General features: G+C 44.8%; 21 protein-coding genes. 12 read left to right on the top strand and 9 right to left on the bottom strand.

The features are described from left to right. Positions 1–277 precede the first annotated feature (277 nt). The 3 genes from QUB44_RS08145 to QUB44_RS08135 form a co-directional block, all read right to left on the bottom strand. Positions 278–1,222, bottom strand: a complete 945-nt coding sequence (locus tag QUB44_RS08145; RefSeq protein ID WP_333365353.1) for an FTR1 family protein — start codon at positions 1,220–1,222, stop codon at positions 278–280. Between the two features lie 86 nt (positions 1,223–1,308). Next, complete coding sequence (locus tag QUB44_RS08140; RefSeq protein WP_333365351.1) at positions 1,309–2,340, bottom strand: helix-hairpin-helix domain-containing protein; 1,032 nt, start codon at positions 2,338–2,340, stop codon at positions 1,309–1,311. Positions 2,341–2,500: 160 nt separating this feature from the next. Further along, on the bottom strand, positions 2,501–3,505 hold the full coding sequence (locus QUB44_RS08135) for a multicopper oxidase domain-containing protein (RefSeq protein WP_333365347.1): 1,005 nt from the start codon (positions 3,503–3,505) through the stop codon (positions 2,501–2,503). Between the two features lie 315 nt (positions 3,506–3,820). Here QUB44_RS08135 and rppA point away from each other — a divergent pair, with 315 nt between their 5' ends. The 5 genes from rppA (at position 3,821) to rpmB (ending at position 8,992) form a co-directional block, all read left to right on the top strand. Further along, positions 3,821–4,510 (top strand): two-component system response regulator RppA, encoded by a 690-nt coding sequence (gene rppA / locus QUB44_RS08130; protein ID WP_333365344.1) that lies wholly within the window; start codon positions 3,821–3,823, stop codon positions 4,508–4,510. An 85-nt stretch (positions 4,511–4,595) separates the two neighbouring features. Then, complete coding sequence (locus tag QUB44_RS08125) at positions 4,596–4,766, top strand: hypothetical protein (protein WP_333365341.1); 171 nt, start codon at positions 4,596–4,598, stop codon at positions 4,764–4,766. 259 nt (positions 4,767–5,025) lie between these two features. Beyond that, entirely contained in the window at positions 5,026–6,357 is a 1,332-nt protein-coding gene (gene rppB / locus QUB44_RS08120; protein ID WP_333365338.1) for a two-component system sensor histidine kinase RppB, read from the top strand. Positions 6,358–6,613: 256 nt separating this feature from the next. Then, positions 6,614–8,602, top strand: coding sequence for a molecular chaperone HtpG (gene htpG, locus QUB44_RS08115; protein WP_333365334.1), 1,989 nt, complete (start codon positions 6,614–6,616; stop codon positions 8,600–8,602). Positions 8,603–8,755: 153 nt separating this feature from the next. Then, positions 8,756–8,992 (top strand): 50S ribosomal protein L28, encoded by a 237-nt coding sequence (rpmB, locus tag QUB44_RS08110; protein WP_242724808.1) that lies wholly within the window; start codon positions 8,756–8,758, stop codon positions 8,990–8,992. Positions 8,993–9,076: 84 nt separating this feature from the next. Here rpmB and QUB44_RS08105 read toward each other — a convergent pair whose 3' ends face one another. From QUB44_RS08105 to proS, 3 genes are all read right to left on the bottom strand, one after another. Beyond that, positions 9,077–11,137 (bottom strand): adenylate/guanylate cyclase domain-containing protein, encoded by a 2,061-nt coding sequence (locus QUB44_RS08105; protein ID WP_333365331.1) that lies wholly within the window; start codon positions 11,135–11,137, stop codon positions 9,077–9,079. 113 nt (positions 11,138–11,250) lie between these two features. Beyond that, the gene (locus QUB44_RS08100; protein WP_333365328.1) at positions 11,251–14,223 is read right to left on the bottom strand and encodes an adenylate/guanylate cyclase domain-containing protein; all 2,973 of its coding nucleotides are present in this window, start codon (positions 14,221–14,223) and stop codon (positions 11,251–11,253) included. 205 nt (positions 14,224–14,428) lie between these two features. Further along, positions 14,429–16,234, bottom strand: coding sequence for a proline--tRNA ligase (gene proS / locus QUB44_RS08095; RefSeq protein WP_333365325.1), 1,806 nt, complete (start codon positions 16,232–16,234; stop codon positions 14,429–14,431). Positions 16,235–16,319: 85 nt separating this feature from the next. Between proS and QUB44_RS08090 the strand changes: the two genes are divergently transcribed. From QUB44_RS08090 to QUB44_RS08075, 3 genes are all read left to right on the top strand, one after another. Further along, positions 16,320–16,625: a hypothetical protein gene (locus QUB44_RS08090; protein WP_333365322.1), complete on the top strand. Its 306-nt coding sequence runs from the start codon at positions 16,320–16,322 to the stop codon at positions 16,623–16,625. Positions 16,626–17,139: 514 nt separating this feature from the next. Beyond that, the gene (locus tag QUB44_RS08085) at positions 17,140–20,274 is read left to right on the top strand and encodes an MFS transporter (RefSeq protein WP_333365319.1); all 3,135 of its coding nucleotides are present in this window, start codon (positions 17,140–17,142) and stop codon (positions 20,272–20,274) included. 523 nt (positions 20,275–20,797) lie between these two features. Further along, positions 20,798–21,277, top strand: a complete 480-nt coding sequence (locus tag QUB44_RS08075; RefSeq protein WP_333159120.1) for an orange carotenoid protein N-terminal domain-containing protein — start codon at positions 20,798–20,800, stop codon at positions 21,275–21,277. 225 nt (positions 21,278–21,502) lie between these two features. Here QUB44_RS08075 and QUB44_RS08070 read toward each other — a convergent pair whose 3' ends face one another. The 3 genes from QUB44_RS08070 to QUB44_RS08060 all read right to left on the bottom strand — a co-directional run bounded on the left by QUB44_RS08070 (position 21,503) and on the right by QUB44_RS08060 (position 24,801). Beyond that, entirely contained in the window at positions 21,503–22,177 is a 675-nt protein-coding gene (locus QUB44_RS08070) for an acetoacetate decarboxylase family protein (RefSeq protein WP_333365316.1), read from the bottom strand. A gap of 279 nt (positions 22,178–22,456) precedes the next feature. Next, entirely contained in the window at positions 22,457–23,938 is a 1,482-nt protein-coding gene (locus QUB44_RS08065) for an S-layer homology domain-containing protein (RefSeq protein ID WP_333365311.1), read from the bottom strand. 188 nt (positions 23,939–24,126) lie between these two features. After that, positions 24,127–24,801, bottom strand: a complete 675-nt coding sequence (locus QUB44_RS08060) for a polysaccharide deacetylase family protein (protein ID WP_333365308.1) — start codon at positions 24,799–24,801, stop codon at positions 24,127–24,129. Between the two features lie 80 nt (positions 24,802–24,881). On the opposite strand from QUB44_RS08060, the gene QUB44_RS08055 reads away from it, so the two are divergent. From QUB44_RS08055 to QUB44_RS08040, 4 genes are read left to right on the top strand one after another with little or no spacing between them, the layout of a single operon-like run. Then, entirely contained in the window at positions 24,882–25,175 is a 294-nt protein-coding gene (locus QUB44_RS08055; RefSeq protein WP_333365305.1) for a DUF433 domain-containing protein, read from the top strand. Next, positions 25,172–25,543, top strand: coding sequence for a DUF5615 family PIN-like protein (locus QUB44_RS08050; RefSeq protein ID WP_333365302.1), 372 nt, complete (start codon positions 25,172–25,174; stop codon positions 25,541–25,543). The genes QUB44_RS08055 and QUB44_RS08050 overlap by 4 nt, the downstream gene beginning before the upstream one ends. Before the next feature lie 45 nt (positions 25,544–25,588). Next, positions 25,589–25,882 carry a DUF433 domain-containing protein gene (locus tag QUB44_RS08045; protein WP_333365299.1) on the top strand — a complete coding sequence of 98 codons (294 nt, stop codon included), beginning with the start codon at positions 25,589–25,591 and terminating at the stop codon, positions 25,880–25,882. After that, the gene (locus tag QUB44_RS08040; RefSeq protein WP_333365295.1) at positions 25,879–26,250 is read left to right on the top strand and encodes a DUF5615 family PIN-like protein; all 372 of its coding nucleotides are present in this window, start codon (positions 25,879–25,881) and stop codon (positions 26,248–26,250) included. Before QUB44_RS08045 ends, QUB44_RS08040 begins: the two co-directional genes overlap by 4 nt. Positions 26,251–26,502 lie beyond the last annotated feature (252 nt).

Below are 26,502 nucleotides of genomic sequence, written 5' to 3'. Positions count from 1 at the left end.
ACATTCCTAAAACTCTTACTCAACAAAGGATGCAACTGTTGATCTGAAGATTTGTACCCATTTATCAGCAAGAGCTGATGCAGGCGATCGCGCTCAATTGTTGTAGATTCAATATAATTGCCGATCGCAAACAGATATCAATCATCTACCTGGGTACATATTTTATTGCTCAAAAATTGAAACCTTTGTTAGGAAAGGCTTTTGAGTTTGTGTAAGTATATTTGTAGGGGGAAGTTCAGACTAAAAAGCCGATCGCGTTTCGATCGCACTTAATTTCCTATTTCGTTACCTGAGTTTTCTTAAACGGAAAAAAGACTCGACCTGCCAAACTTTGAAAATAAATCCCGCCGACGGTAATTAAAAAGACGAAATAAGCGATCGCCTGCACGACATAGAGCTTATCCGTGTAGCCAAAGAGCGCACTCAACAGCAAACCGGGAAACTTGTCTTCGGGAAGCAGTTTCGAGGTATTCCAGACCATTGGCCCGAGAATGCAAGAGTGGATTTTAGTAAATCTTTCGTAATAGAAACACAGCCCTGCTGACTCGCGATTTGCTTGCGATAAAATATTCACCGCGCTGTCAAATAATCCCAAAGTAGATACCACTAAACCCGCTACAATGAAGAGCAATAAAATGCCCATATATTTAAAAAACAAGCGGATATTAATTTTGACTCCCCATTTAAAGAGCAGGACACCAAGTCCGGTGGCTGAGAGAATGCCCGCCAAAGCGCCGAGGGCTGGAATAATGCCTTGTTGAAACTTGGCTACGACAAACAAAACAGTTTCAAACCCTTCGCGCAAAACGGCAATAAAAACTAAACTAAATACGCCCCAACCGGCATGAGAGTTTTGCGTTAAGGCAGCACTTACAGCGCCTTCGACTTCGGCTTTCATAAATCGCGCTTGCTTGGTCATCCAAATCAGCATCCAGCTCAGCATTGCTATTGCTATAACCCCAAAGGTTGCCTCTAGCAGCGATTCCATAATCGGTGCAAAAGTCTGATTGGATGCAGACAAAATTTGAATAGTCCAGCCGAACAGTACACCTATCAAAGCGCTGGCGATAATTCCTACAGCAACACCGCCGAAAACCCAAGGATTTAAATTACTTTGTCCTGATTTTTTGAGGCAAGCGAGAACGATGCCGACAACTAAGGCGGCTTCGACTCCTTCGCGGAGAGTAATTACAAAGGTGGGCAATGCTTCGCCAAGATTCATTTTTTATGGTGGGAATGGGACTGGTTAAGGAGCGAGGTAATTGGCAGATTATTTACCAATTACCGCTGTTGATGAGAGTAATGTTTTTAAGAGGCGGGTTTGAGAACTTTTTGGCTGTCGCTTTCGATCGTTTTAACTAGCTGGTTGACTTGTTCGGTTGTTTTTACGGGGGCGGGGGGTGCGATCGCAGTTGGCCAATTTGTCTTAAGTTCATTCATGTTGGCAACAATTGCTTTGTCAATTTCCGGGTTGGTTTTAGCCACTTGAGCGGCGATATCTTTGTACAGGCTTTCCGCGTACATGACAAAGCCCCGCGAATCTTGGTATTCAATAATTGCGGAAATTTTGCCGTTAGCAACTGCCGCTGCGTATTCGGAATTAGCTGTATCTAGCAAGTCGTTAATCACTTGCAGCACGAATTTGGGATCTTTTCGCTGCGTTTCGGGAAGGGCGGCAATTGCTCCATCAACTGCTTGCATTGATGTGTCGAATTCCGCATTCACTTGAGCCGGATCTTTTGCACCCGCTTTAATTAAATCCTGCAATTTAATTAAAGTATTCTTAAACTCGGGAATTTTACGATCGTTTAGCTGATCTTCCACATCGGCATAAATTTCTTCGACTGGATGCCCGATGTGCGGTTCTGCCTGGTCTGCTTTGCCTTGATCCAAGAGTTCTTTTGCTACTATAAGATGCCCTTTCATCAAGCCGAGTTTAGTCATGTAGTCTACATCTTTGGCTTCGCCTGTGAGGACGACATCTTCAATAGTTACCAAGTCTTTGATTTGGTCGAATTGGGCTTGAGTAATGACATTTTTGGAAACCAATTCTTCGACTTTTCCGTAAGGGCGGCTGGCTTGAATCTTGTTAGAAAGTGCCGGTACTCCTAACTTGGCTTCGAGTTTATCTAACTCTGAAAGAATGGCAGTATTGATGTTGATGCCACCTTTGCCGCCGTGATTGCCGCTGTGACCGCTTGTGGATGCGGGACTCGCTGTGGCCACGGGTGAGACTGTGCTGCCGGTGTTGCTGGTTGTGGGGGTGGAACCGCAACCGGCCAGAGCAACAAAGATGGCTGTAGCCGTAGCGGTCGGTAATAAGCGAAAGGATGGTAACATGGCAGTTGCTAATTTTTACGTTATGTGCATTTCGACTCACAAGTTATTAAGAATAATTCTCAATTATTTGCGAGCTATTCATTCTACCTATTTGCGATCGAGCTTGTCAAATAATTTCATACTTTATTTGAATCGCCGCACCCTGGTAGCAGGATTTGGTTTAAGTGATGACTTCAAATACCCCCATGCAGCCTGCTTCGGCGATCTCATCTTGATGGGGATGAAACATAAATTTTCCAGCATAGCCGTAAGTAAATTCTAAAATATGTCTTTCAGCTACTCCCATGGTGATTACATCGGTTCTTTCACTGGGAGTCAAAGTCATTCCCGTGCGATATACGTCAAAAAAGTTGGCGTGCAAGTGGAAGGTTACTGCCGCTTCGTACTCAATTAAGTTGAGAACATATAGCCGGATTAGCTGATTTTGGTAAATAGGTATCGGGTTGTTCATGTAATAATTGGGCAACCCATTAAAAGCGTAAAGCTCGTTTTTTTTGTCGTCGTTTACGTCGTATCCTCCCATGATTAACAAGATTTCATCGGCTGGAGGGCGGGGTTTTGGCGGATCGATGATGAACATTCCATAGAGTCCTTTACCTATATGGCGAGTTACGGGTTCAATATGGCAGTGATATAGATGCACTCCGTAGGGATTGGCATCGAATTCATAAATAAATACCGAACCGTGTTTCACTGGTTTAACGCCATCCATTTCGCTGGTATGAACGCCGTGAAAGTGCAGCGAATGAGAATCGGCGGCTTTGTTATAAAAAATGACGCGGATGCGATCGCCCTCTGTTGCCCTCAATGTTGGCCCCGGCACGCGATTGTTGACATTCCAGGTGTTGAAAGTGACGGCGCTGTTAAGTTGGACGATCGAAGTATTCGCTTCCAGGCGAAATTCGCGTACCGTGCGTCCGTTTTCGCGCGTCACCGTGCCGTAATCAAAATCCCGCGCAATTTGCATCGGGTTGATATTGCTGACGGTGACTGCATCTGCAGGCATGGGCGGTACTCTCGCGACTGATGTCGGTTTGCGAGTCAAGTGTTGAAGTGCGATCGCGCCGCCCGCTACCCCAGCACCAGCTATTCCTAGCTGTAGCAGTTGGCGGCGACTCCAGCGCCCCGGCTTTTTCATGGCGGGACGATCGGATAAATCTGTCATACTTATTGAAAATATTTATCAAAAATTTACTCGTGGTTGATTATAAGACATTACTAGCTTGTTGTCAATTATTGTCAACAGTCATCTTTTTCTGGGAAGTCAATCGATTTTAGATTTTAGATTTTAGATTTTAGATTTTAGATTTATTCCCGTCACTCAGCCTGCGCGTTGGAATGAATCCGGGGGCTTACGATCCAATTAGTTTCGGTCATAAAATTTCATGCTGATTTCATCTCAGTATGTGATGTTAGATGTTGGGGTAGATGCTGCCGATCGCTAACAATGTATAAAGATTTACCGCGATAAATTAGAGTTATGAGAGTTTTGCTAGTTGAAGATGAGCCCGATTTAGGGAAAGCGATCGAGCGAACCTTAAAGCAGGAAAAATATATAGTTGATTGGGCTTTGGATGGCAGTGAAGCTTGGGAATATTTAGACAGTCACTGGACGCAATACACCCTCGCTATTTTTGACTGGTTGCTACCAGGATTGTCAGGATTGGAACTGCTGCGGAGATTGCGTGCTAAAAATAGCGCCCTGCCCGTATTGATGCTGACAGCAAAAGACCGAATGGAAGATAAAGTTGCGGGACTAGATGCCGGGGCTGACGATTATTTAGTCAAGCCGTTTGGGATGGCGGAACTGTTAGCAAGGTTGCGGGCATTGCAGAGGCGATCGCCCCAAATTCAGCCACAACAGCTACAAGTAGGGAATCTCGTTCTCGACTGCGGAAATCGCACTGCTTGTCATCTGGATTTCCACGGCAAAAATCAGATAATTTCGCTGACAAACAAAGAATTTCAATTGTTAGAATATTTTATGAAACATCCGAACCAAATTATCACCACTGACCAAATTCGGAATCAGCTATGGGAGGCGAGTGCAGATACCTTTAGCAATGTGGTAGCAGCTCAAGTGCGTTTGCTGCGACGCAAACTTGAGTCTGTTGGCGGCGCAAATTTAATTGAAACCGTACACGGCGTCGGATACCGCATGAGACATTAAAGCTGTAGGGGCAACGGCGGGGTATTATATCTCGTTTCCAGTATCTGGCTATAATATAGAAAACTCGATCGTAAAAATGACTGCTATGAAAGATTTAATCCCACAAGAGTTAGGAAAGCTCGATATAGAACAACTAAAACAAGTATTTGAATTTATTGCCTTCCTGAAATTACGTGCCAGATTAGTTACTAATCTAGCAGTAGATGAAAGTAGCTTAGCGACACTGTACAACAGCGAATTTGCCGCAGAAGACTGACAACTTGCGGAACTCGGAATAAGCGAATATGCAGAGTTCCTAAAACATGAGAATTTGGCATAACCGTAAAATATAAAAAATGTATTATTTACCTGGAATTTTTTATTTTAACAAGACTTAAACACGGGTGTCATAAACCGGATTATTTAAGCTTATTCTCTGTTTTTTCCTCCTCTGCGTTCTCTGCGCCCTCTGCGGTAGATAAAAAATATTATCTTCAACTAATTACCAATTACAAATTACTAGCAAGATATGAAATGTGAATCAAAATAAACTATTTAACCGAACTCGCTGGCAATTAGCCATTTCCTATGCAGCAGTAATGGGTTTGATTTTAAGCTTGTTGGGATTTGGCGTATATAAGGCGATCGCCCACGCTCACTGGGTAGCCATAGACCGGGAATTAGAATCGGTAGCGGGGACGCTACACGACAGCCTAGAACTCAAATTACAGCAGCCCGGACGCTTGGAGCCTATAGTCAACGAACTTTTGCCCAACCTCCGCCTCATTGGAGTTCAAGGCATTAAAGAACAGTTGCCAAGCCGCCATATTTTAAGCGCTATCAACCAAGGCTATTACTATATTCGTTTATTTGATTATTCCGGTAAACTAATTGCTACGGCTGGCGATTATCCAGAAGAATTACCAGCCGGATTTAACTCCCAATACTGGCAAACAATAACTGACACCAAAGGTAATGTTTATCACCAAATTTCTGTAGCGCTACACACCCAAACACAGCAAGATTGGGGATATTTTCAAGTTGGGCGGAGCCTGCAAGACTTTAATGATTATCTCAGTACAGTGAAATGGGTTTTGAAATTAGGATGGCCTACAGCATTGATTTTGATCGGCTTTTCGAGTTGGTTATTGACAGGATTAGCCATGAAACCGATTTATTCTTCCTACCGACAAATCCAACAGTTTACAGCGGATGCAGCTCACGAATTGCGGACGCCTTTAGCGGCTTCGCAGGCGACAGTAGAATCAGCGCTGTTGACGCCTCAATTAGATGAAAAAGAAGCGCGGGAAATTTTGGGGACGATCGATCGCCAAAACCGACGATTAACTCAGTTAGTGGCTGATTTGCTGCTACTGGCTCGCATGGATAATCAAGCGATACGCGATCGCCCTCAATTGTGTTGTTTGAATGACCTGGTTAGCGATTTAGTAGAGGAATTGGCAGCTTTGGCGATCGCTTCTAAGGTAGCGCTAACATCCGAAGTGCGGGTGAAACAGCAATTAAATGTTGGCGGCAATTCCGACCAACTTTATCGCTTAGTTGCTAATTTAATTGTTAATGCCATTCAATACACTCCGGCGGGCGGGAAAGTAACAGTTATTTTAGATTGCAATCACATCGAGGCGATCATTCAGGTTCAAGATACCGGTATTGGGATAGCGGCGGCAGATTTAGAGCGAATATTCGATCGATTCTACCGAGTCAACAGCCATCGCTCGCGCAATACCGGCGGTTCGGGACTGGGATTGGCGATCGCCCAAACCATAGCCCGCGCGCACCGCGGCACCCTCAGCGCCCGCAGCGAATTGGGTTCCGGCAGCACCTTTCTCCTGCGGTTGCCTTTGTGAGTTACTATGTGAGGGAAACCGAATCGTCTTTTTAGGGTAATCCCTTTTGCAGAAGATAGCGCGATCGCCGAAAATCATTAAATAGTCATTAGTCCTCAGTCATTAGTCAGTAGTGAGTAGTCAGTAGCGAGTAGTTAGCAGCTAACAACGTATAACAGGAAAATTAAGCTCGGCTAACAATTAATAACCAATGACCAATGACCAATGACCAATGACTAATTACGGTTCATTCCCGACAAATACCTAGCGAAAAATTATGACAGTTTTAGAACAGGGAACAATCTCAATCCATACCGAAAATATTTTCCCGATTATCAAGAAGTCGCTATACACCGACCACGAAGTCTTCTTGCGGGAACTAATTTCTAACGGCGTCGATGCCATTGCCAAACTCAAAATGGTTTCCCGTTCCGGCGAATACAGCGGCGACATGGGCGAACCGCAAATCAACATTGCCATTGACAAAGAAAACAAAACCCTCTCAATTTCCGATAACGGGATCGGCATGACCCCCGACGAGGTAAAAAAATACATCAACCAAGTCGCTTTCTCTAGCGCAGAAGAATTTATTCAAAAATACCAAGGCAGCGGCGACGACGCCATTATTGGTCACTTCGGTCTCGGTTTCTACTCTTCTTTCATGGTCGCTCAGAAAGTAGAGATTGATACTCTTTCTTACCAAGAAGGCTCCCAAGCAGTACACTGGTCTTGCGACGGTTCCCCCGCTTTTGAACTATCAGAATCCTCCCGCACAGAACGCGGCACTACTATTACTCTTACACTCCAAGATGAAGAAGAAGAATATCTAGAACCCAGCCGCATCAAGCAGTTAATCAAAACTTACTGCGATTTCATGCCTGTTCCCATCAAATTTGAAGGAGAGGAACTCAACAAGCACAAAGCAATTTGGCGGGAATCAGCCAGTAATTTGCAAAAAGAAGATTACTTGGAACTCTACCGCTACCTTTACCCGTTCCAAGACGAGCCGCTGTTGTGGGTACACCTGAATACAGATTATCCTTTCATTGTTAACGGAATTCTTTTCTTTCCGAAACTGCGCCCGGATGTCGATGTTACCCAAGGCAATATTAAGCTATTCTGCAACCAGGTTTTTGTCAGCGACCACTGCGAAGAAATTATCCCGAAATTCTTGATGCCACTGCGGGGAGTTATTGACAGTACCGACATTCCCCTGAACGTTTCTCGCAGTTCTTTGCAAAGCAATCGCACTGTGCGGAGAATTGCTGATTATATTGCGAAAAAAGTGGGCGATCGCCTGAAAGAACTCTACCGCGACGACCGTGACGAATACATCCGCTGCTGGCAAGATATCGGCACTTTTGTCAAGTTTGGAACTCTCAACGATGACAAGTTCAAAAAGCAAGTAGAAGATATCTTAATCTACCGCAGCACCTACGAACCAACAGCCGAGAAGCCAGAAAGTGTAACGCCAGAAGTGCAGGTGCAAACAGAGGAAGGAGATTTGTGGCAAGATGTCACTCCGAAGTCGGACACTTCTAGTTCCACGAAGCCTTACACGACTCTAAAAGAGTATTTGGAACGCAATCAAAAACGCCACGAAAATCGGGTGTTTTATTGTACCGACCCGGCGTCTCAAGCAACTTACGTTGCTATGCACAAAAGCCAAGGTTTAGAAGTGCTGTTTATGGATTCTTTCATCGACACGCACTTTATCAGCTTCTTGGAACGAGAACACTCAGATGTCAAATTCTCGCGGGTTGATTCCGACATCGACGAAACGCTAATTGACAAAGAGAAAGAAGCGGAAATTGTCGATCCGGCGACGAATAAAACTCGCAGCGAACAAGTTAAAGAAATGTTCCAAAAAGCTCTCAATAAGCCGAAAGTGAACATTCGCACAGAAGCTTTGAAGTCTGACTCTGCGGAGGCGACGCCACCTGCGATCGTACTTTTGCCAGAAGCTTTGCGCCGGATGCGCGACATGACAGCGCTTTTGCAGCAGCAAGCCGCCGAATTCCCCGAAGACCACGTTTTGCTGGTGAATACGTCTCACCCGCTGATTCAAAATCTGGCTAGTTTGAGTCAGGGTTCGATTATTCAAGGCGGCGGCGAGTCTCCGTCAAGTCAGTTGGCGAGTATGATTTGTCACCACGTTTACGACTTGGCTTTGATGGCTCAGAAGGGTTTCGATGCTGAAGGGATGAAGGATTTTGTCGAGCGATCAAATCAAGTCTTGACAAAATTGACTGAACGTGCAATGTAATTACCCCCCCCAACCCCCCTTGCTAAGGGGGGGAGCAAGAGTCTATTTCTATGGGTAAAGGGATAAGTCAAGCCTTCTTCCTTCTTCTTTCTTCCTTCTTGCTTGGGCTATAATAAAAGGCTGCACGCAAAAAACGGTAATCTGGAGGGAAGTATGTCACGGAAATGTCAGCTAACGGGGAAGAAGGCGAATAACGGTTTTGCAGTTTCTCACTCACACCACCGCACTCACAAATTGCAAGAGGCAAATTTGCAGTGGAAGCGGGTTTGGTGGCCGCAGGAGAAGCGCTGGGTAAAATTGCACCTTTCTACAAAGGCGATTAAAACCTTGGAACACAAGGGTTTGGAAATAATGGCGAAGGAAGCTGGAATTAACCTGTACAAGCTTTAAAAAACTTGGCTAAATTAAAATGAGGGCGATCGCACATTTGAGAGTGCGATCGCCCTTATTTTTAGATAAAAACCTTTACTAAAGCTATTTTCGGCATTGCAGTAAATAAGTAGTCATCTGGCCTTTGCCTTTAACTTCGATAAGGCCGCGGTTTTCAAAGAAATACTTTTCTCGCAATTGCTGATAAGTTGTTTCTGTTACCTGAATACTCCCTGGCTTGCCGTGAGATTCCATGCGGGAAGCAGTGTTAACGGTGTCTCCCCACAAATCGTAAATAAATTTTTTAATACCGATGACTCCGGCAACAACCGGGCCGCTATTGATGCCGATTCTGATGCTTAAATCTTGATTGTGGGTATGGCTGAAGTCAGTAATTGCCTCCTGCATATCGAGGGCCATTTGTGCGATCGCTTCTGCGTGATCCGGGCGAGGAATTGGCAGCCCTCCTACTACCATGTAAGCGTCGCCAATCGTCTTAATTTTTTCCAAACCGTGCCTTTCTGCTAGGTTGTCAAATGTCGAAAAGATGTCATTCAGCAAGGCTACTAATTGCGTTGGAGAAACTCGCGAGCTCAATTGAGTAAAGCCTACTATGTCCGCAAACAAGACAGTAACGTCAGCAAAAGTATCTGCGATCGTACTGTCTCCCCGCTTCAAACGATTTGCTATTTCTTCCGGCAAAATATTCAACAACAAGCGTTCTGATTGTTCCTGTTGAACTCGCAGTGCACTTAAAGTATCATTCAGAGCATTAGTTCGTTCTTTTACTCTAAATTCTAACTCTTCATTCAGCTTGTAAAGCGCCATTTCAGCCCGCCTGCGGTCTGTGATATCCGTACCGATTGCCAGCATTCCCGCGAACTTTCCTGCTGCGTCAAACAGCGGTTTATTTGCCCAGGATACCCAAACGCGATCGCCGTTACGCCGGATACTTTCATTTTCATTTCGCGTGTATTGTTCTGGGTTTTGCAAAATATCTCTCAACTTTGCTGCCAAGTCATTTCCTGTTGTATCTGTCTGGGGAATAATTGTTCCCACGGCGTTTTTGCCAATTATCTCTTTTTCCTCGTAACCAAAAAACTTCTGTGCAAATTCGTTAAAAAAGGTAATATTTCCTTCCGTATCTAGTTTTAAAATAATGCTGTTAGCATTTTCCACTAATTCCCGATACTTAATTTCGCTTTGGCGCAGCGAATCCTCTGCTGAGGTGCGTTCCGCTACTGTGGCGGCCAATAACAGCGAAGTAATTACAATTACGCTCATAAAAGCCTGCAAAAATAAGATTGCCTGATTGATATTTTCCGCTTTGGCAATGAAGGGGCCGCCTCCCTGAGAACCTCCCCAAATGGCGATACTGGATACAATGAAAGATGCTAAAACCGCCCCGCCCCGGCCGAATTGAATGGTTGCCCAAATTACTAAGGGAAATGGCAAGTATTCGAGGGGATAACCGGAGAGATTACTTTCACTTTTTGAGTTGTATACTAGCCAACTGACGCTTACTAATAACACCAGGCCTATTGCAGCACCGATTCGATTTACAATTGTTTGATAACCTGTATTTTGTGAAGGGCTGGGCGCTGGTTTGTGATTGTATATAATCAACAGCAGGGGAGTAAAAATTAAAACTCCTAATGTATCTCCGAGATACCAATTCCATCGAATGTGCCAATATTCGCTCCAGTCAACTAAACCAGTTACACAGAGGCGCAGCGTGCCGAGAGTGCAGTTGATTTGAGTGGCAACTACAGCACCGCAAAAAATTAAATTGACTACATCGATCAGCCGAGCAAGTGAGGGGCGAAACTTTAGCTGTTGCAGCAAAGTAAAGGCGCATAAAGCTTGTAAACAAGCGCAAAAGGCACTAAGTGCTGCAAGTGTTAAAGATACCTTAAGGTTAATAGTCTCGTAAAAAACCACGCCTAAAGCTATTCCCGGCCAAATGCGGCGACCAAATAATAAAATTGCAGCTTGTGCAATTCCTGCGGGCGGCCAGACACAGGTAGCTAATTTATTTACGCCTGGGATTGAAATTGCTATTGTTGCTCCCAAAGCGTAAACAAAAGCAAGAGCAGCTACTTTTGCTAAGTATTGCCAATTTCTAGATTGAAGAAATCGCAGAAACTGATTTTTTGGGGAAATCATACTGAGTGTTATATTTTTAACTAACTATAGCAACCGCGCCCGAAGATTAGGAAATTATTGATTCTGAAATATGACTTCTTATATTGCTTCTTCCTTCTTCATTATTTCTGATGCTATAACTTGATTCCTATCAGAAAATAAGTGTTCATCTGGCCTTTGCCTTTAACTTCGATCGCGCCGCGACTTTCAAATACATACTTGTCCTGCAATATATCATAAATTGCAGACGTGACTTGAATGCACCCCGGCTTGCCGTGGGATTCCATGCGGGAAGCGGTATTAACGGTGTCTCCCCATAAATCGTAAATAAATTTTTTAATACCGATTACTCCGGCGACAACCGGGCCGGTGTTAATGCCAATTCTGATGCTAAAATCTTGATTGTGGGTATGGCTAAAGTTAGTAATTGCCTGCTGCATATCGATCGCCATTTGGGCGATCGCCTCTGCATGATCGCTGCGGGGCATGGGCAGCCCTCCAACTACCATGTAAGCGTCGCCAATCGTCTTAATTTTTTCTAATCCGTGCTTTTCTGCTAAGCGATCGAATGTCGAAAAAATGTCGTTAAGCAACGACACTAATTGGGGCGGAGAAATTTGGGAACTAATTTGGGTAAAACCGACGATATCTGCAAATAATACTGTGACTTCGGCAAAAGTATCGGCGATGATGCTTTGGTCTTGTTTTAATCTGTCGGCGATGGGTTGCGGTAAAACGTTGAGTAGGAGACGATCAGATTTTTCTTGTTCTAAGCGCAAAGCTGCCTCAGCTTGTTTACGAGTTGTGATGTCTTGAACAGTACCTTCGTAATAAAGCAAATTTCCGTAGGAATCGCGCACTGTATAAGTATTTTCCGAAATCCAAATTATGCTGCCATCTCGGCGGTAAATTTGAGATTCAAAATCCGATACTTTGCCTTGTTCTTCTATTAAGCGGACAATTTCTGCCCGGCGTTCGGAGTCAACATAAAGCTGTTGGCTAATATCAGTTAATGTGCCGACCAATTCCTCGCGTGAACTGTAACCGTAAATGCGAAGCAAAGCAGGATTGGCGCTGAGATATTGCCCATCTGGGGTAGTTTGAAAAATGCCGACGATCGCATTTTCAAAAATGCTGCGGTATTTTTCTTCAGCTTGCCGCAGCGCTTCTTCAGCCCGCTGCCGTTCTCGCGCTTCCATTGCGAAAGTTACAGAGTCGGCTAGAGAAACAGCAAAACTTTGTTCTTCAATCGTCCAAAAGCGGGGCATTCCTACGTGTTCTAAACAGAAAACTCCTGCTGTTTCTCCGCCTATTTGAATCGGCGTATCTAGCATAGAAGTGATGCCCAAGGGAATTAGGTAAGATTCCGCAAATTCTTTAGTTCTAAAATCGTTTTGCGCGTCAAAGGCAGCAATTGCGCGTTCTTCTCGCAGTGCTTGAAAATAGACAGGATAGTCTGCTGCTGCTAATTCCAAACCGTATGAGTGCTGGTTGAGAGTGCGATCGAACAAATCTCGGCACTCCATCTTGGATTTAGTGCGATCGTACAGCCAGATGCTCGATCGCGCAACTTCCAGAGTACGGCTAGCAGTTTCAGTTATTTCTTGAAGCGCCTTTGTTAAGTCGCCTTGATTCAGCGCTTTATTTTTGGCTAAATCAATTAATGCCGATTTCTGTTTCTGTAGCTGAAGTTCGCTTTGTCTCAGGGCATTTGTCCGCTCTTCCACTCGGATTTCCAGCTTTTCATTCAGCTTTTGCAGCGCTATTTCAGCTTTGCGGCGATCGGTGATATCTGTCCCGATGCAGAGGATGCCCAAAAGTTTTCCCGCTGTATCAACCAACGGTTTATTTGCCCAAGATACCCAAACGCGATCGCCACTGCGCCTCATGTTTTCATTTTCATAGCTGGTAAAGCGATCGGGATTGTGTAAAATTTGACTATAAACCAACTCTAAGTTATTTCCTTCACAGTCCGTCGGTGGAATAATGGTTCCCAAGGCATTTTTTCCCAAAATTTCTTCTTCCTTGTAACCAAAGAATTTTTCGGCAAATTCGTTAAAAAAAGTAATATTGCCATCAGCGTCCAGTTTCAGAATAATACTGTTAGCATTTTCCACCAATTCTCGATATTTAATTTCGCTCTCCCGCAGAGAATGCTCTGCTGATGTGCGTTCAGCTACTGTCGCTGCCAATAGCAGCGAGGTAATCGTAATTACACCCATAAAAGCTTGCAAAAATAAGATAGCCTGATTAATATTGTCGGCTTTGGCTGTGAAGGGTCCCCCTTCATGAGAACTGCCCAAAATTGCGATGATTGAGACAATAAATGATGCTAGGACAGCGGCTCGCTGACCGAATTGAAGCGCAGCCCACATGATCAAAGGAAACGGCAAATATTCGAGGGGATAACGAGAAATAGAATCTTCATATTTCGACTCAAAAACTAGCCAGCTCACTCCGATTAATAATATTAACCATAATCCTCGCTCAATTAAATAATTTTTCTCGGTTTCTGTTTCTATTTTTAAATGATATGTGGTTCCTTGAGGACGAAGAAATATTAGAAGTAAGGGAGTGAAAATTAAAACTCCCATTGTGTCTCCTAACCACCAATTCCATCTAGCCGACCAATATTCACTCCACTCTATTTTGCCAGCTAAATATAGAGAAAACGCGCCAATAGTGCAACTGATTTGAGTAGAAATTAGACCGCCAAACAAGATTAAATTAATTACATCTTTCAAGCGCTCGATAGAGGGACGAAACCGGAACCAGCCCAGGACAGTTACGGCAAAAACAGCTTGCAGAATTGCCCCGGCGTTTCCTCCCAACCAAAGTGCAAATATCTGTTCACTTGGGTTAACCAAATTGAGCAAAAATGTACCCAAAACTATGGCAGGCCAGACTTTACTCCCAAACAATAAAAGTCCAGCTTGGGCAATTCCTGCCGGTGGCCACACCGAGGAAGCGAAGGGACTAACGCCTTGAATTGAAATTGCTAGCCTCGCCCCCACGGCGTAAGCGACAGCAACAATAGTTACTTGAACTAAGTACCGCCCAATTCGGGATTGAGGGAATCGAAGAAACTGATTTAGGTTCAGATTCATATCGAGTGTTAAGTTTTAGGGAATTTCACATCAGAAGAAAGAGGGAAGTTCGGCAACGAGCAATATACGGGATGTAACGGATGTAACGGATGTCAGGAAGAGGGAAGAAGGAAGAGAAAGAGGGGAGCTAATGTAGGGTTTACACCGCGCACATTGCGAGCCTAAATGTAGGTGCGCGGTCGCGCACCTTACCAATGATAAAGGCTTAGTTGATGGCGGCTTCAATCCACTGTTTCAACGTAGAATTTACTTCATCAATGAGAATTTCCTGTGATTTGTGAGTTGCTCTTTCCACGACTTCAACTTTGCCTGATTTCAGCGAACGACCCGGAACAATCCGATAGGGAATGCCGATCAAATCAGCATCTTTGAATTTAACTCCGGCTCGTTCGTCGCGGTCATCTAGTAACGTTTCAATGCCAGATTGGTTGAGTTCTGCATATAGTTTTTCGGCGACTTCTACTTGTTGGGAGTCGGAAATATTGGGGATGCTAATGATGGCGTGATACGGGGCGATCGCCACTGGCCAAATTATCCCGTCTTTGTCGTAGGATTGTTCTACGGCCGATTGAGCTAGCCGCGACACGCCGACGCCGTAGCAGCCCATCACAAAGGGCATTTCTTCGCCTTGTTCGCTGGTGTAGGTGGCGCCCATTGCTTGGGAGTATTTGGTTCCTAATTGGAAGATGTGGCCGACTTCGATGCCTCTGGCGCTTTGCAAGGTTTGTTCGGGGTTGTGCACTGCCCGATCGCCCTTTTTGGCTGTTCTGACACCCACAACCGTTGCTGGTAGAGGAAATTCTTTATCCCAATTAGCCCCGACAACGTGGTATCCTGATTCGTTTGAACCGGTGACAAAGTTTGTCAGGTCAACTGCAGTGCGATCGACCAAACGCAAAAACTTAGAGTTTACCTCCTTGCTGCCAGCGATATAATCATCAGCAACATCGGGAGCCATATAACCGAGAGGTAAAGATTTAGCCGCCCATTTCCGCTGAGCTTCCGCATCGGGAACAGTCAAAAATAAAACAGTTTTAGCTTGATAATTGCCCGCTAACTTCGTCAACTCATTCAGCAACTTTACCTGATTCACATCTTGGTCGCCGCGAATGCTTACCAATACCAAGACTGTGATCCCATTGTCGTAAACAGCTTGGTAAAGCACATTTTTGACAACTTGCGTCGGAGAACATTTCAAAAATTTGCAAAGTTTATCAATTGTTTCAGTTCCCGGCGTTTCCCGCTTTTCAAAAGTTGCAAATGGCGACTGTTCCACATCAGCAGGCATCGATACAGCCTTTTCCACATTAGCTGCATACTGACCATCTTCAGTATAAAGAACTTCATCTTCTCCCGCTTCAGCCAGCACCATAAACTCTTGAGAACCAGAACCGCCAATGGCTCCAGAATCAGCATCTACTGCTCGGAATTGCAAGCCCGATCGGCGCAGCATATTGCTATAAGCTTGAGCCATATCCTGATAAGTTTTTTTCAAACTTTCTTCGTTTGTGTGGAAAGAATAGCCATCTTTCATAATGAATTCGCGACCCCGCATCAACCCAAAACGCGGGCGAATTTCATCGCGGAACTTAGTTTGGATTTGATAAAGATGTACAGGCAATTGCCGATAGGAACGAATCATATCTTTAGCAATTGTAGTAATTACTTCTTCGTGAGTTGGGCCCAGTCCCAATTCTCGCTGCTGCCTGTCTGTCATGGAAAACATAATACCTTCAGCTTGAGTATAGGTATCCCAGCGGCCGGATTCCCGCCACAAATCGGCTGGTTGCAATTGCGGGAGGAGACATTCTTGAGCGCCGGTAGCGTCCATTTCTTCGCGCACAATTTGAGATACTTTTTTGAGAACTCGCCACATTAAAGGTAGATAAGCGTAAATGCCGCTACCGATGCGCCGGATGTATCCGGCACGGAGTAATAGTTTGTGGCTAGGAATTTCTGCTTCTGCCGGGTCTTCGCGCAGGGTAACAAAAAGCATTTGAGAGAGTCGCATGGCTGATTTCCTTAAAATACTGGATGATTGTAATCTCAGATTAACTTCTGATATTATCAGAACTAAGCCTGATTTGATTAAATATATGAATAAAGTTTGGCAAAACTACGAAAAAGGTATGGCAGTATTTGATAATTGTCACTCTCCTACTGTGCAATCTCAGTGGCTTGCCTTAAAAGATGAAATAGGAGAATTTGTTCAAGAACCTAATTTAAGCGAAATTTGGGATATTGTTCATGCTGCTGGTCGATTGCTTTACAAAATAATCGGAATTCCCTTATATTTACTCGCCTATCCTACTGTTCGCAAACACAGTCAACGTTTCGAGGAGTACGGATGTATTCGCAGCATTCGCAACTGTGAGGGTAAATGCTGCGGCAAAAATCCGTAGGGTACGCTAGGGCGCACCCGATATCATGTTTGTTGAATTGCCTGCAATTAGATTTAGAAAACATCGATCGCACGCAAACGATAGTGCAGATCGAATGATCGCAATTACTAGCGCATTTTGAACCTAAAAATCAAACGGAATCCTCAACTAGGTAGCGCACTCTACGATATGTAGAGTGCAGCACATCACACTTTACTACTATTGAGAATTGGTGGGGAGCGCCCCCACCTTGAACTTAAAACTTTTGGCGGACTCGGCTGCTATCAGTCTCAGAAAGACTGATTTCTGACTTTAGACGGATTTATTTTTTAGCTTCCACAAGCATAATAAGTAGTAAGGATGAGATCACTAGAGAACTGATTTACTACTCATCCCAATTTCACTAATAAGGCCTTCCGTAAGATAAAGCCCAACCAAAACAAACCATCATCTAAAGATTACAAAATCCCCTATAAAAAAGTTGGGGACAATTTTCGCTATGCCGAGTTAGGCATAAAAAGTTAGGAGGTAAATTATGTTTGAAAGCGAATTATTAATGTCGCTGTACAGTCCCAAATTCAATATTGCCCAAATGCCAGTAGAAATAGATGTGCCATTTGACCACCCCGATATCGGAGGGCTGATGTTTTTAAGCCCGCAGTTTTTCGTTGCATTAATCGCCGGAGTCATTATGGCTTTCGGGTTCCAATTCCTGTTAACAAATTTCTCGATCGCCGCCAAAATTTCAAATTGGGACGAGGCTTTACCCGACGATGACGATGATGATGAGTCCGAAAGTTTAGGCCGTAAAGTTCGGAAAATCGAAGGTTTAGTCGGGGGTTGGGTTTTAGTCACAGTTAACCTGGCTTTATTTTTGGCTTGTTTTCTGGCAGTCAAACTAACTTCAATTGCCAGCGTAGACGGAGCGGCAATTATTGGTGTGGTCATCTGGGCTGCGTACTTTTTAACCCTGGTGTGGCTCGGTTCTAGCGCCGTCGGTTCTATGATAGGTTCCTTGATAAAAACTGCTTTTTCGGGCGTTCAAGGCGTCATGGGTACTGCGGGTGCAGCGATCGGTGGCAAGATGGCCAGCGACCAAATGGTCAACACTGTAGAGGCATCTGTTGCCGCTGTCCGCCGCGAGTTGAGTTCGGCTGTAGACCCGGAGAGCATTCGCGAAACACTGCAAGATTATGTGGGTTCTTTGCAGTTACCGAAACTAGATGTTAAGGAAATTCGCGGTCAATTTGAAAAGTTGCTGGGCGATGCAGATATCAAATCTTTTGCGGGAAGCGACGTGCTGAAGAATGTTAACCGCCAGACTTTTGTCGATTTAGTTAAGAGTCGCACCGACTTTTCTCAAGAGGAAATAAATCAAATTGCTGACCAACTCGAAGGCGTTTGGAAGCAAACTTTCGGCAAGCAGCAAGAGCATAAAGACCCGAATTTAGAGTTGGTTGATTTTCTCAAGTTTGCGGCTCCCGATTTGTTGAAGTCTGACGAACTCAACGCCAAGCTGTCTCAAATTCTGGAAAGTAGGGAAAACAAATCAAAATCCGGCTCAGGCGGCATGAACCGAGCGATGCAGTTGGGTGTCGAAGCTCTTGTCGGCACTGTTTTGTCGCGGACTGATTTGTCGGATTTGGATGTTGAAAAAATCTCTGGCCAGTTACAACAACTGACAGCACAAGGGACTCAAAAAGCTAAATCTTTTGCTTCTCAGGTGGGCGATAAAGTGCCTGCACTCCCTTTCAATACAGCTAAGGCTGATGTGGAAAACTACTTGATGAATGCCCAACCGTGGCATCTCAACCGGGAGACAATCAAGCAGGAATTTAGGGATGTGATTTACGACCCGGAAGCTTCTCCGGGGGCAGTTTTGCGCCAGTTAGAGCTATTTAATCCCGATTATTTTGTAGGGATTCTGGGCCGCCGCGAGGGGTTTGCTCCTGAACAGGTGACGGAAATTGCCGAACAGCTTGAAGGTGTCCGACAAGAAGTGTTGGAAATTGTGCAAGCTGCTGCTGGTGAAGAAAAGTCTCAAGATTTGCGGAGCCGGATTGAGAATTATTTGCGATCGACCGGTAAGGAGGAATTGAATCCTGAAGGTATCGAGCGGGATTTCCAAGCGCTTTTGGAAGATCGGGATGCTGGTTTTGAGGCTTTGCGCGATCGCCTTTCGCAGTTTAATCGCGATACTTTGGTGCAGTTGCTGGGTCAGCGGGAAGATTTCAGTCCAGAGGAAGCCGATCAGTTAATCGGGCGGCTCGAAAGTTCGCGCGATCGGGTGATTTCTAAAGCTCAAGAATTGCAAGAGCAAGCGCAGTCGAAAGCGCAAGAATTGCGGCAAAAGGTAGAAGAATATCTCCGCAATACTAATAAGGAAGAACTCAATCCTGAAGCGATCGAGCGCGAGTTTCAAACGCTGTTAAACGACCCGGAAGCCGGATTCCAAGCGCTGAGAGAACGCTTATCTCAATTCGACCGCGATACGCTGGTGCAGTTGCTGTCACAGCGCCAAGACCTTAGCGAAGAACAGATCAATCAGGCGATCGACCGGATTGAATCTGTGCGCGACAACATTATCCACGCGCCGCAAATAGTTGCAGATAGAGCGAAGCAACAGTACGAGGAAGTTACTGCAAAAATTGGCGAGTACCTACGGAATACAAACCTCGAAGAGCTCGATCCTGAAGGTATCAGTCGGGATTTGAGTAAATTGTTTGAAAATCCGAAAGAGGGTACTTTGGCACTTCGGGAAAGACTTTCTCAGGTCGATCGCGAAACTTTAGTCAAGTTGCTGTCGCAGCGGGAAGATTTGAGCGAAGAACAGATCAATCGGGCGATCGATCGCGTGCAAGATTCGATTCGCAGCATCGTGAAATCGCCCCGCCGCTTGGCCTCTCGCGCTCAAAAAACAGTCCGGGATTTCCAAGGAAGTTTGGAAAATTACTTGCGGAATACGGACAAGGAAGAACTCAATCCTGAAAGCATCAAACGGGATTTGCAGTTGCTGTTTAGCGAGCCGGGAATGGGGATGCAAAGTTTGGGCGATCGCCTGAAGCACTTCGATCGATCGACTCTGGTAGCATTGTTGTCGCAGCGGGAAGACATCTCGTTCGATGAAGCTAACAGAATTGCCGACCAAATTGAATCTGTCCGCAACCAAATTGTCGAACAAGTTCAAATGGTTCAGGACAAGTTCCAGTCAACAATTGACGGTATTTTCGGAAAAATTCGGGATTACCTCAATTCGCTGGAGCGACCAGAGCTCAACTACGAGGGAATCAAGCGGGACTTACGCAAAGTGTTTGATGACCCGCAGGCAGGATTTGACGCGATTAAAGAGCGTTTAGGTGAGTTCGATCGCGATACTTTAGTTGCTCTGCTGAGTTCTCGTTCCGATATTTCCGAGACTGACGCTCACCGAATTGTTGACCAAATGGAAGGAGCACGGGACAGCGTTTTATTGCGCTCGGAACGCCTGCAATCTGAAGCCAAAAAACGCATCAAAGAACTCAAGAAAAAGACCAAGCAGCAAGCAGAAGATGCACGTGAAGCGGCAGCAGCCGCAGCTTGGTGGCTGTTCGGTACGGCTCTGACTTCTGTGGTTGTTTCCGCTTTGGCTGGAGCAATAGCAGTCAACGGGATTTCGGGTTTGTTTAGCTAGATTTTCAACGAGTTTGAAATAAAGTTCTCCTGATTCTAGGCTGGCCGTTTGCCAGCCTATTTCCTTTGGAATGATATCAAAGTTTTTTATAATTCAAAGTGAGCGGTACCTTTAGCAGCCCGGTTGACAAGTTCACCCTTGATTAGCTCAACTCGATCGTCCTCACCAAAGAACCCCTGTTCTGTCAAGCGATGATATTCCGGTATGGTGAAGCATTTTGCAGTTGCGATGACTTAACAGCCACCTCAATACAGGTATGTTGCGATTATAGGCGATCGTCGATCGGCTAAACAATGCTAATCATGAGCTCCGCTAACAGCAATATTGTCAAATTTTCCTCATCCTTTGGTTGCAAATTCTCCCACTTTTGGTGAATTTACTCCCCGAACTTATGTCCGAGATCATCTCTGTCTTAAGCAAGATTCTAGCATCACTATTTATTAGGTACTTTAACTTAAGTAGCAAACAAAAGTTTTCTCACAAATAAGAAAGCTGAGCAATACATATTATTTTGGAGGCTTGAATGACCTTTACTACTACCAGTGCTTACGACCAAGGAAAAGCAGATATTAAGAAGTTGAGTGTTGACGACCAATTAGGTTTGCTGTGGTTTGTTTACACCCAAATGGGCAAGTCAATAACGCCAGCGGCTCCCGGTGCTTCCGGTTCCGACATCGCTCAGGGTTTGTTCGAGCAAGTCAAGCCTCTGCCCCACCAAGAACAACTACAAGTAATGCGGGACATTGCCTCAAAAGCCAATACTGAAATCAGCCGGATGTACGGCTCGATGAGTCCTGAAACCAAGCTGGCTTTTTGGTATTTCCTAGCGGTAGGAATGGACGAAGGAACTATTATTCCTGTGCCTCCAGACTATCAACTTCCAGACGCAGGAAAAGCTTTATTAGGAAAGATTGAGGGCATGGATTTCCAGCAGCAAATTGATTTCCTTCGCGGTACAATTTTAGAAATGGGTGCTGAAGCCGCTCCGGGCGCTGGCATTTAAAAATAGGACTTACGAAAAAAAACCCGGTTTTTAGGAGAATATTGGGTGCAGCAACGAGGCATCTAAGAAGAAACCGGGTTTTTAGCCGTTTGATGCGTAAGTCCTCAAAAAGATTAGTAAGCAACTCAAACTAATACGCCGTGCCAGAAACCAGGCTTTTTCAAGAAACCGGGTTTCTGGCTGTTCTGTTTTTTTAGGTTTACGGCGAATACCCGCGCTTTACAGCTAATAACTGAATTCAAGGGATCTGTTTCCCACAACTTGCGGCGCAGCGACTGTTAAACGCATATCTTCGGAGCCAAAAGTTAGCAAGGGCTGGCCTAAGTTTAAACTGGCAAAAGGACTTTCTTCTGCCACTTCTAATTCGCCTTTAATCAAACCGATGCGAGACTGTAATACTCCTTTAAACAACAGCAAATTGCTGCTTTCAGTGCTAAAAACATTTCCGCTAAAAGGCAGCGGTAAAGCTAAAGTTTGCTTGCTGTAATTGAGACTGCACAGTTGACGGTTTCCTTGGCTAACTGTGACGCGGTAGCCTAGCGGTGCTGCCTTTACCGAATCGCTGCCTTCCCAACTAAATGTAGCTAATTCTTTAGGAAGTCCCCAAATTTCCCGCCCGCCGGCTACCGAGTTAGGATTGTCTACGTAAATATGGGAAATCCAAGCGCCCCATTTTCCTGTATAATTGGCGATCGCGCTAACTACAATTAACTCATTGTACTCCATCACCGAACCCAACCCGTAGGAGGATATATAAATGCCACCTAGGGTTTTTCCGGGCAATATAGAGACAATTTCTAACTCAGAGGGAACCAAGGGGCGCACTCGTGCCACATCTACCAATTGTAAAGTCTGAACAGCATAACCTTGCAGACTCCAAGGTGCAGGTGGATATACCATTTTAAGTGATTTAAGGTCTGATATTTTATATTTATTTTAGCTTGGCGCTTCAAAAAGCAACAATTTTTGGTATTTCTTGACAAGTTGTTAGTAATTTAGTTTATTTAAACAAATTAATATGTGAGGATAAATTTGATGAATAGTTGACTTGGGTTATCTTTTGTATGGGGGCGGGTTTAGTAATATTGTTAGTAGGAATTAGATATTATTCGTAAAACCCGCCCCTACAGATATTATTAGCGTTAATCCGCTTTAATCTGCAGTTAAAAACCTGAAAATCTACTTACTAGCATAACCCGTACTTACCAAAAACTCCCGCAACTTCCCAAAGAATTGAGTGCGATCGCGTCCTTGATAAACTCTTTCCAACAACTGCCAACCTTCCGCCTCCTGACCCATGACATACTTGTTCGCCATGAAGGCCGCCAACACCCCTTTCACCTCCCCATCTTCACTCAGACGCTTGTTAGATTCCAGCCAAAGCTCAGCAGAATTCGTGTATATTTCCACCGGATACTGTTTGCTAACATCTTGCATTTTACCTTGGCGGTACTGCCAAATTTGCAGCGGAAAGCGAGAATCAGCGTAATTGGTAAAAGCCTCGGAAAATCTGCCGTCCTGACTTTTAAACTCTGGGATATCATTTTTGCCCAAATCGACAATTTCGTAACTCACATTGCCCCAGAAATGCTTGATGTGACTGTATTTGTTAGCTCCAGAGTCGTAGCGGTAAATAAACGAATAATTGCAGCAGCGGACGCCGCTTTTGGTTGACACTAAATCTGCCAGCACTTCCGGTTCTTTGTCGCCGTCCAAATCACGGATTCGTAGTGATAAAAAACGTCCTTCTGATATGTCTTCGCTGGCTCTTTTGTCTGGATTATCTACTAGAGAACGAGTCGGAATCAGCACTGGTTCTTCTAATAAACTTTTACCGTCGCGGATAATTCTGATGCGGAGATTTTTAGCATTTTCTGCTTCTTTTACGAAAGAAACTTCCGCCCGAACTTTCCCCGCTTCCGAGATTTCTGTTGTTCTCGGCGGGCCGATATTCGCCGGAACTTGGGCAATATATTGCCCAGGAATTAAGGCAGTTTGACCGGGTTTGGCGATCGCCTGACAGAAAAAACTTGCGACTTCGGCGCGAGTAGCATTCCGAGTAGGTTCTAGCTGTTTAACAGCCGGATAATTCACCACAAGTTGTTTTTCTGTGGCAGCGGCGATCGCACTTCTTGCCAGTTCGGGAATGTCCGGCGCATCTTCAAAAGTCGCATCCAAAATCTCAGCCGCCGAGCCCGTAGGTGTATATTTCAAGCCGCTGGTTAAAGCTACCAAAGCCTGCCAGCGGGTAATATTCAAAGTCGGGTTAAAGATACTGCCACTGTATCCAGACATAAAACCCGTCTGATAAGCTTCTCGAATTGCTTTAAAACCCCAGTAATTTGTAGGAATATCTGCAAAGTCGATCGGAGCTCGGACGGTTTTGGCATCGGGAAAAGCCATGCGAACCATCGCCGCAAACTCAGCGCGGCTGACGGGGCGATTCGGGCGAAAAGTGCCGTCTTCGTAGTAGCCACTGATGATTTTTTTCTGTGCTAACTCCTCAATGCAACCTTGCGCCCAATGGTCGTTAACATCCTTAAATTTGGTTTGAGCAAATGCCGGGGGTACATTCATACCCGGAAACACTAAATTCCCGATGATTATCCCCAGGGCTACCAGTAAACCGATGATAGCTTGCCATCTGTGCGATCGAATCATAGAACAGACTCCTCTACTTACAAATTGGCGATCGAAACCGAAGCAAATTTTATGGAATACCAGGCATTTTAACCTGTTTCTCTTAACATACTCATGACTTGCGCCTTCACAGCCGCGCAGTGATTCCGAGGATTGCAAAGCAATTTCAAATCTTGGCGATTACTGCGCTTGGGATTGCAGTGACACAATCAGGCAGAAACTTGTTCCCACAGTCGATCGACTGTCACAAATTTGTAACCTTTATACAAAAGCAATGGAATTATTTTATCCGCAGAAGCTGCCACATCTTCACCGCCGCAATAGCCATCGTGCAGTACAATAATTGATCCGTTTTCCGTTTGCTGCACGATGCGACTAATAACTTTCCTCACCCCCGGCCGCACCCAATCTTCCGGGACAACACTCCACATTACAGGGCGATATTCCCACTGTTGCAATAATTCTAAGGTTCGCGGCGTAAAAATGCCATTGGGCGGGCGCACGTCCAGGATTAATTTTGGGTCTAAATCGCAAGCTTTGGCAATTGCTTTTTGCGTGTCTTCTAAACTTTGTTTTAGTTCGTGGGTTTTTAGTTTGGGAAACGATATATGCTGATAGCCGTGGAGACCGATCCAGTGTCCGCGATCGCACACTTCTTTAGCCGTTTCTGGATGCCTGTCCACGCAAAAACCTAGCCAGAAAAAACTAGCTTTGATGTCGTATTTATCTAAAATTTTTAACAGTTGAGGTGTGTGCTGACGGTGCGGCCCGTCGTCAAATGTGAGGGCAATTTCTCGGCTGTTGATATCTCCCGTCCACAGACATCTGGGAAAAGCCGATTTGAGAATGGGATGAACGACAGGAAACAGGGGTGCTAATGGCATTGGTTAATGTTGCGAAAGTGCGATCGGGTAGAAATGAAGCTGCGTTACAATAGAATAAAGTTAACTCAATCGAGGTAAATATGACAACTGCCGTTGATATAGGAACGCTAATTGTCCGCACGCCCGGAACTTGCGGCGGCCGCCCACGAATTGCAGGAACTAGAATTACGGTAGAGAACATTGCTATTGATTTTAATGGGGGATGGACTCCTGAAGTAATTGTTCAAAAGAGAACGCACTTGAATTTAGCACAGGTTTATGCAGCCTTAGCTTACTATTATGCGAACAAAAAGCAAATTGACGCGGAGATAGCAGCAGAAAATGCTGAGTGGGAGCGCTTGGAAGCAGACTCTATGGCAGGTAAGCTATCGTGAGTAAGATTCGTTTATATCTTGATGAGGATATTCAGGAACAAACTCTAATCTTAGCTCTGCGAAATTCGGGTGTAGATGTGATAACAACCTCGGAGGCTAACAGGCTGAGTTTTTCAGATGAAGAACAGCTCATTTGGGCAACAGAGCAAGGGCGAGTCGTTTACAGTTTTAATAGGAGAGATTTCAGCCGTTTACACAATATCTGTATTGCAGAAGAGAGAAGTCATACTGGAATCATTCTGGCACAACAGCAGCGGTACTCGGTGGGCGCACAGTTGCGGGGACTTTTGAATTTGATTGCCGCTAAGTCAGGAGAGGAAATGATCGACCAACTGGAGTATCTTGGGACTTATATAAGAGATGAATAAAAAGTTTAGTTACAATAGAATAAACTTAACTCAATCGAGGTAAATATGACAACTGCCGTTGATATAGGAACGCTAATTGTCAGCACGCCGGGAACTTGCGGTGGCCTCCCCCGCATCGCAGGTACAAGAATGTCCGTTCGGAGCATAGCAATTGACTACAAAACAGGAATGACTCCTGAAAAAATTGCTGAAGAATTTCCGCATTTGACGTTAGCACAAATTTATGCAGGCTTGGCTTATTATCACGCTAATAAAGATGAAGTTGAGGCGGAGATAGCAGCGTACTACGAAGAGTGCAAGTATTGGGAAGCTGAATACATGGCAGGTAAGTTATCGTGAGTCAAATTCGTCTCTATATTGATGAAGATTCTGGTAACCTTTCGTTGGTAGAATCTTTGCGTAATTCTGCTGTAGAGGTGATGACTACCTCAGACGCGAACAAACTTAGCTCTTCAGATGAGGAGCAGCTAATCTGGGCAACTAAGCAAGGGCGCGTCATTTACAGTTCTAACATGGGAGATTTCTGCCGTTTGCACAGAACTTTTGCTGAACAAAAAAGAACTCATTCAGGAATTATTGTTGTACCTAGACAAAGTTACTCAGTAGGCGCTCAGTGGCGGGGAATCTTGAATTTAATGGCGGCTAAGTCAGCAGAGGAAATGATAAATCAACTGGAATATTTGGGGGCTTATATCAGAGCTGAATAACCGTCTGCAAGAGATGAGCGATCGCCCCTTAAAAAACTCCTTAACTCTTTTGATATAGCCTCAAACTATCTCCGATCGCATCGACCTCTATCTCGCGGTCGATGCGATCGCCCTGCGGTGTCCTCCTATACTGAAAACCAGCACTACTAATTAAAAAACCATCAAGGAGGAACAACAGGGCTATTTCGTTCTAGACAGTAGGCAGGGTTTAGGTTTAGAGTTTAGAAGTCGGATTCACCCTAACTTATGATT

Source organism: Microcoleus sp. AT3-D2, from assembly GCF_036705715.1.
Lineage (GTDB): Bacteria > Cyanobacteriota > Cyanobacteriia > Cyanobacteriales > Microcoleaceae > Microcoleus.
This window is presented reverse-complemented; position numbering and strand designations above follow the sequence as displayed.

Excerpts from the sequence above, each read along its gene's own strand:
- QUB44_RS08140 (WP_333365351.1), bottom strand. The coding sequence starts at position 2,340 with ATGTTACCATCCTTTCGCTTATTACCGACCGCTACGGCTACAGCCATC.
- QUB44_RS08055 (WP_333365305.1), top strand. The coding sequence starts at position 24,882 with ATGACAACTGCCGTTGATATAGGAACGCTAATTGTCCGCACGCCCGGA.
- rppA (WP_333365344.1), top strand. The coding sequence starts at position 3,821 with ATGAGAGTTTTGCTAGTTGAAGATGAGCCCGATTTAGGGAAAGCGATC.
- htpG (WP_333365334.1), top strand. The coding sequence starts at position 6,614 with ATGACAGTTTTAGAACAGGGAACAATCTCAATCCATACCGAAAATATT.
- QUB44_RS08045 (WP_333365299.1), top strand. The coding sequence starts at position 25,589 with ATGACAACTGCCGTTGATATAGGAACGCTAATTGTCAGCACGCCGGGA.
- QUB44_RS08105 (WP_333365331.1), bottom strand. The coding sequence starts at position 11,137 with ATGATTTCCCCAAAAAATCAGTTTCTGCGATTTCTTCAATCTAGAAAT.
- QUB44_RS08060 (WP_333365308.1), bottom strand. The coding sequence starts at position 24,801 with ATGCCATTAGCACCCCTGTTTCCTGTCGTTCATCCCATTCTCAAATCG.
- QUB44_RS08065 (WP_333365311.1), bottom strand. The coding sequence starts at position 23,938 with ATGATTCGATCGCACAGATGGCAAGCTATCATCGGTTTACTGGTAGCC.
- QUB44_RS08135 (WP_333365347.1), bottom strand. The coding sequence starts at position 3,505 with ATGACAGATTTATCCGATCGTCCCGCCATGAAAAAGCCGGGGCGCTGG.
- QUB44_RS08145 (WP_333365353.1), bottom strand. The coding sequence starts at position 1,222 with ATGAATCTTGGCGAAGCATTGCCCACCTTTGTAATTACTCTCCGCGAA.
- QUB44_RS08085 (WP_333365319.1), top strand. The coding sequence starts at position 17,140 with ATGTTTGAAAGCGAATTATTAATGTCGCTGTACAGTCCCAAATTCAAT.
- proS (WP_333365325.1), bottom strand. The coding sequence starts at position 16,234 with ATGCGACTCTCTCAAATGCTTTTTGTTACCCTGCGCGAAGACCCGGCA.
- QUB44_RS08070 (WP_333365316.1), bottom strand. The coding sequence starts at position 22,177 with ATGGTATATCCACCTGCACCTTGGAGTCTGCAAGGTTATGCTGTTCAG.
- QUB44_RS08125 (WP_333365341.1), top strand. The coding sequence starts at position 4,596 with ATGAAAGATTTAATCCCACAAGAGTTAGGAAAGCTCGATATAGAACAA.
- QUB44_RS08090 (WP_333365322.1), top strand. The coding sequence starts at position 16,320 with ATGAATAAAGTTTGGCAAAACTACGAAAAAGGTATGGCAGTATTTGAT.
- QUB44_RS08075 (WP_333159120.1), top strand. The coding sequence starts at position 20,798 with ATGACCTTTACTACTACCAGTGCTTACGACCAAGGAAAAGCAGATATT.
- QUB44_RS08100 (WP_333365328.1), bottom strand. The coding sequence starts at position 14,223 with ATGAATCTGAACCTAAATCAGTTTCTTCGATTCCCTCAATCCCGAATT.
- rpmB (WP_242724808.1), top strand. The coding sequence starts at position 8,756 with ATGTCACGGAAATGTCAGCTAACGGGGAAGAAGGCGAATAACGGTTTT.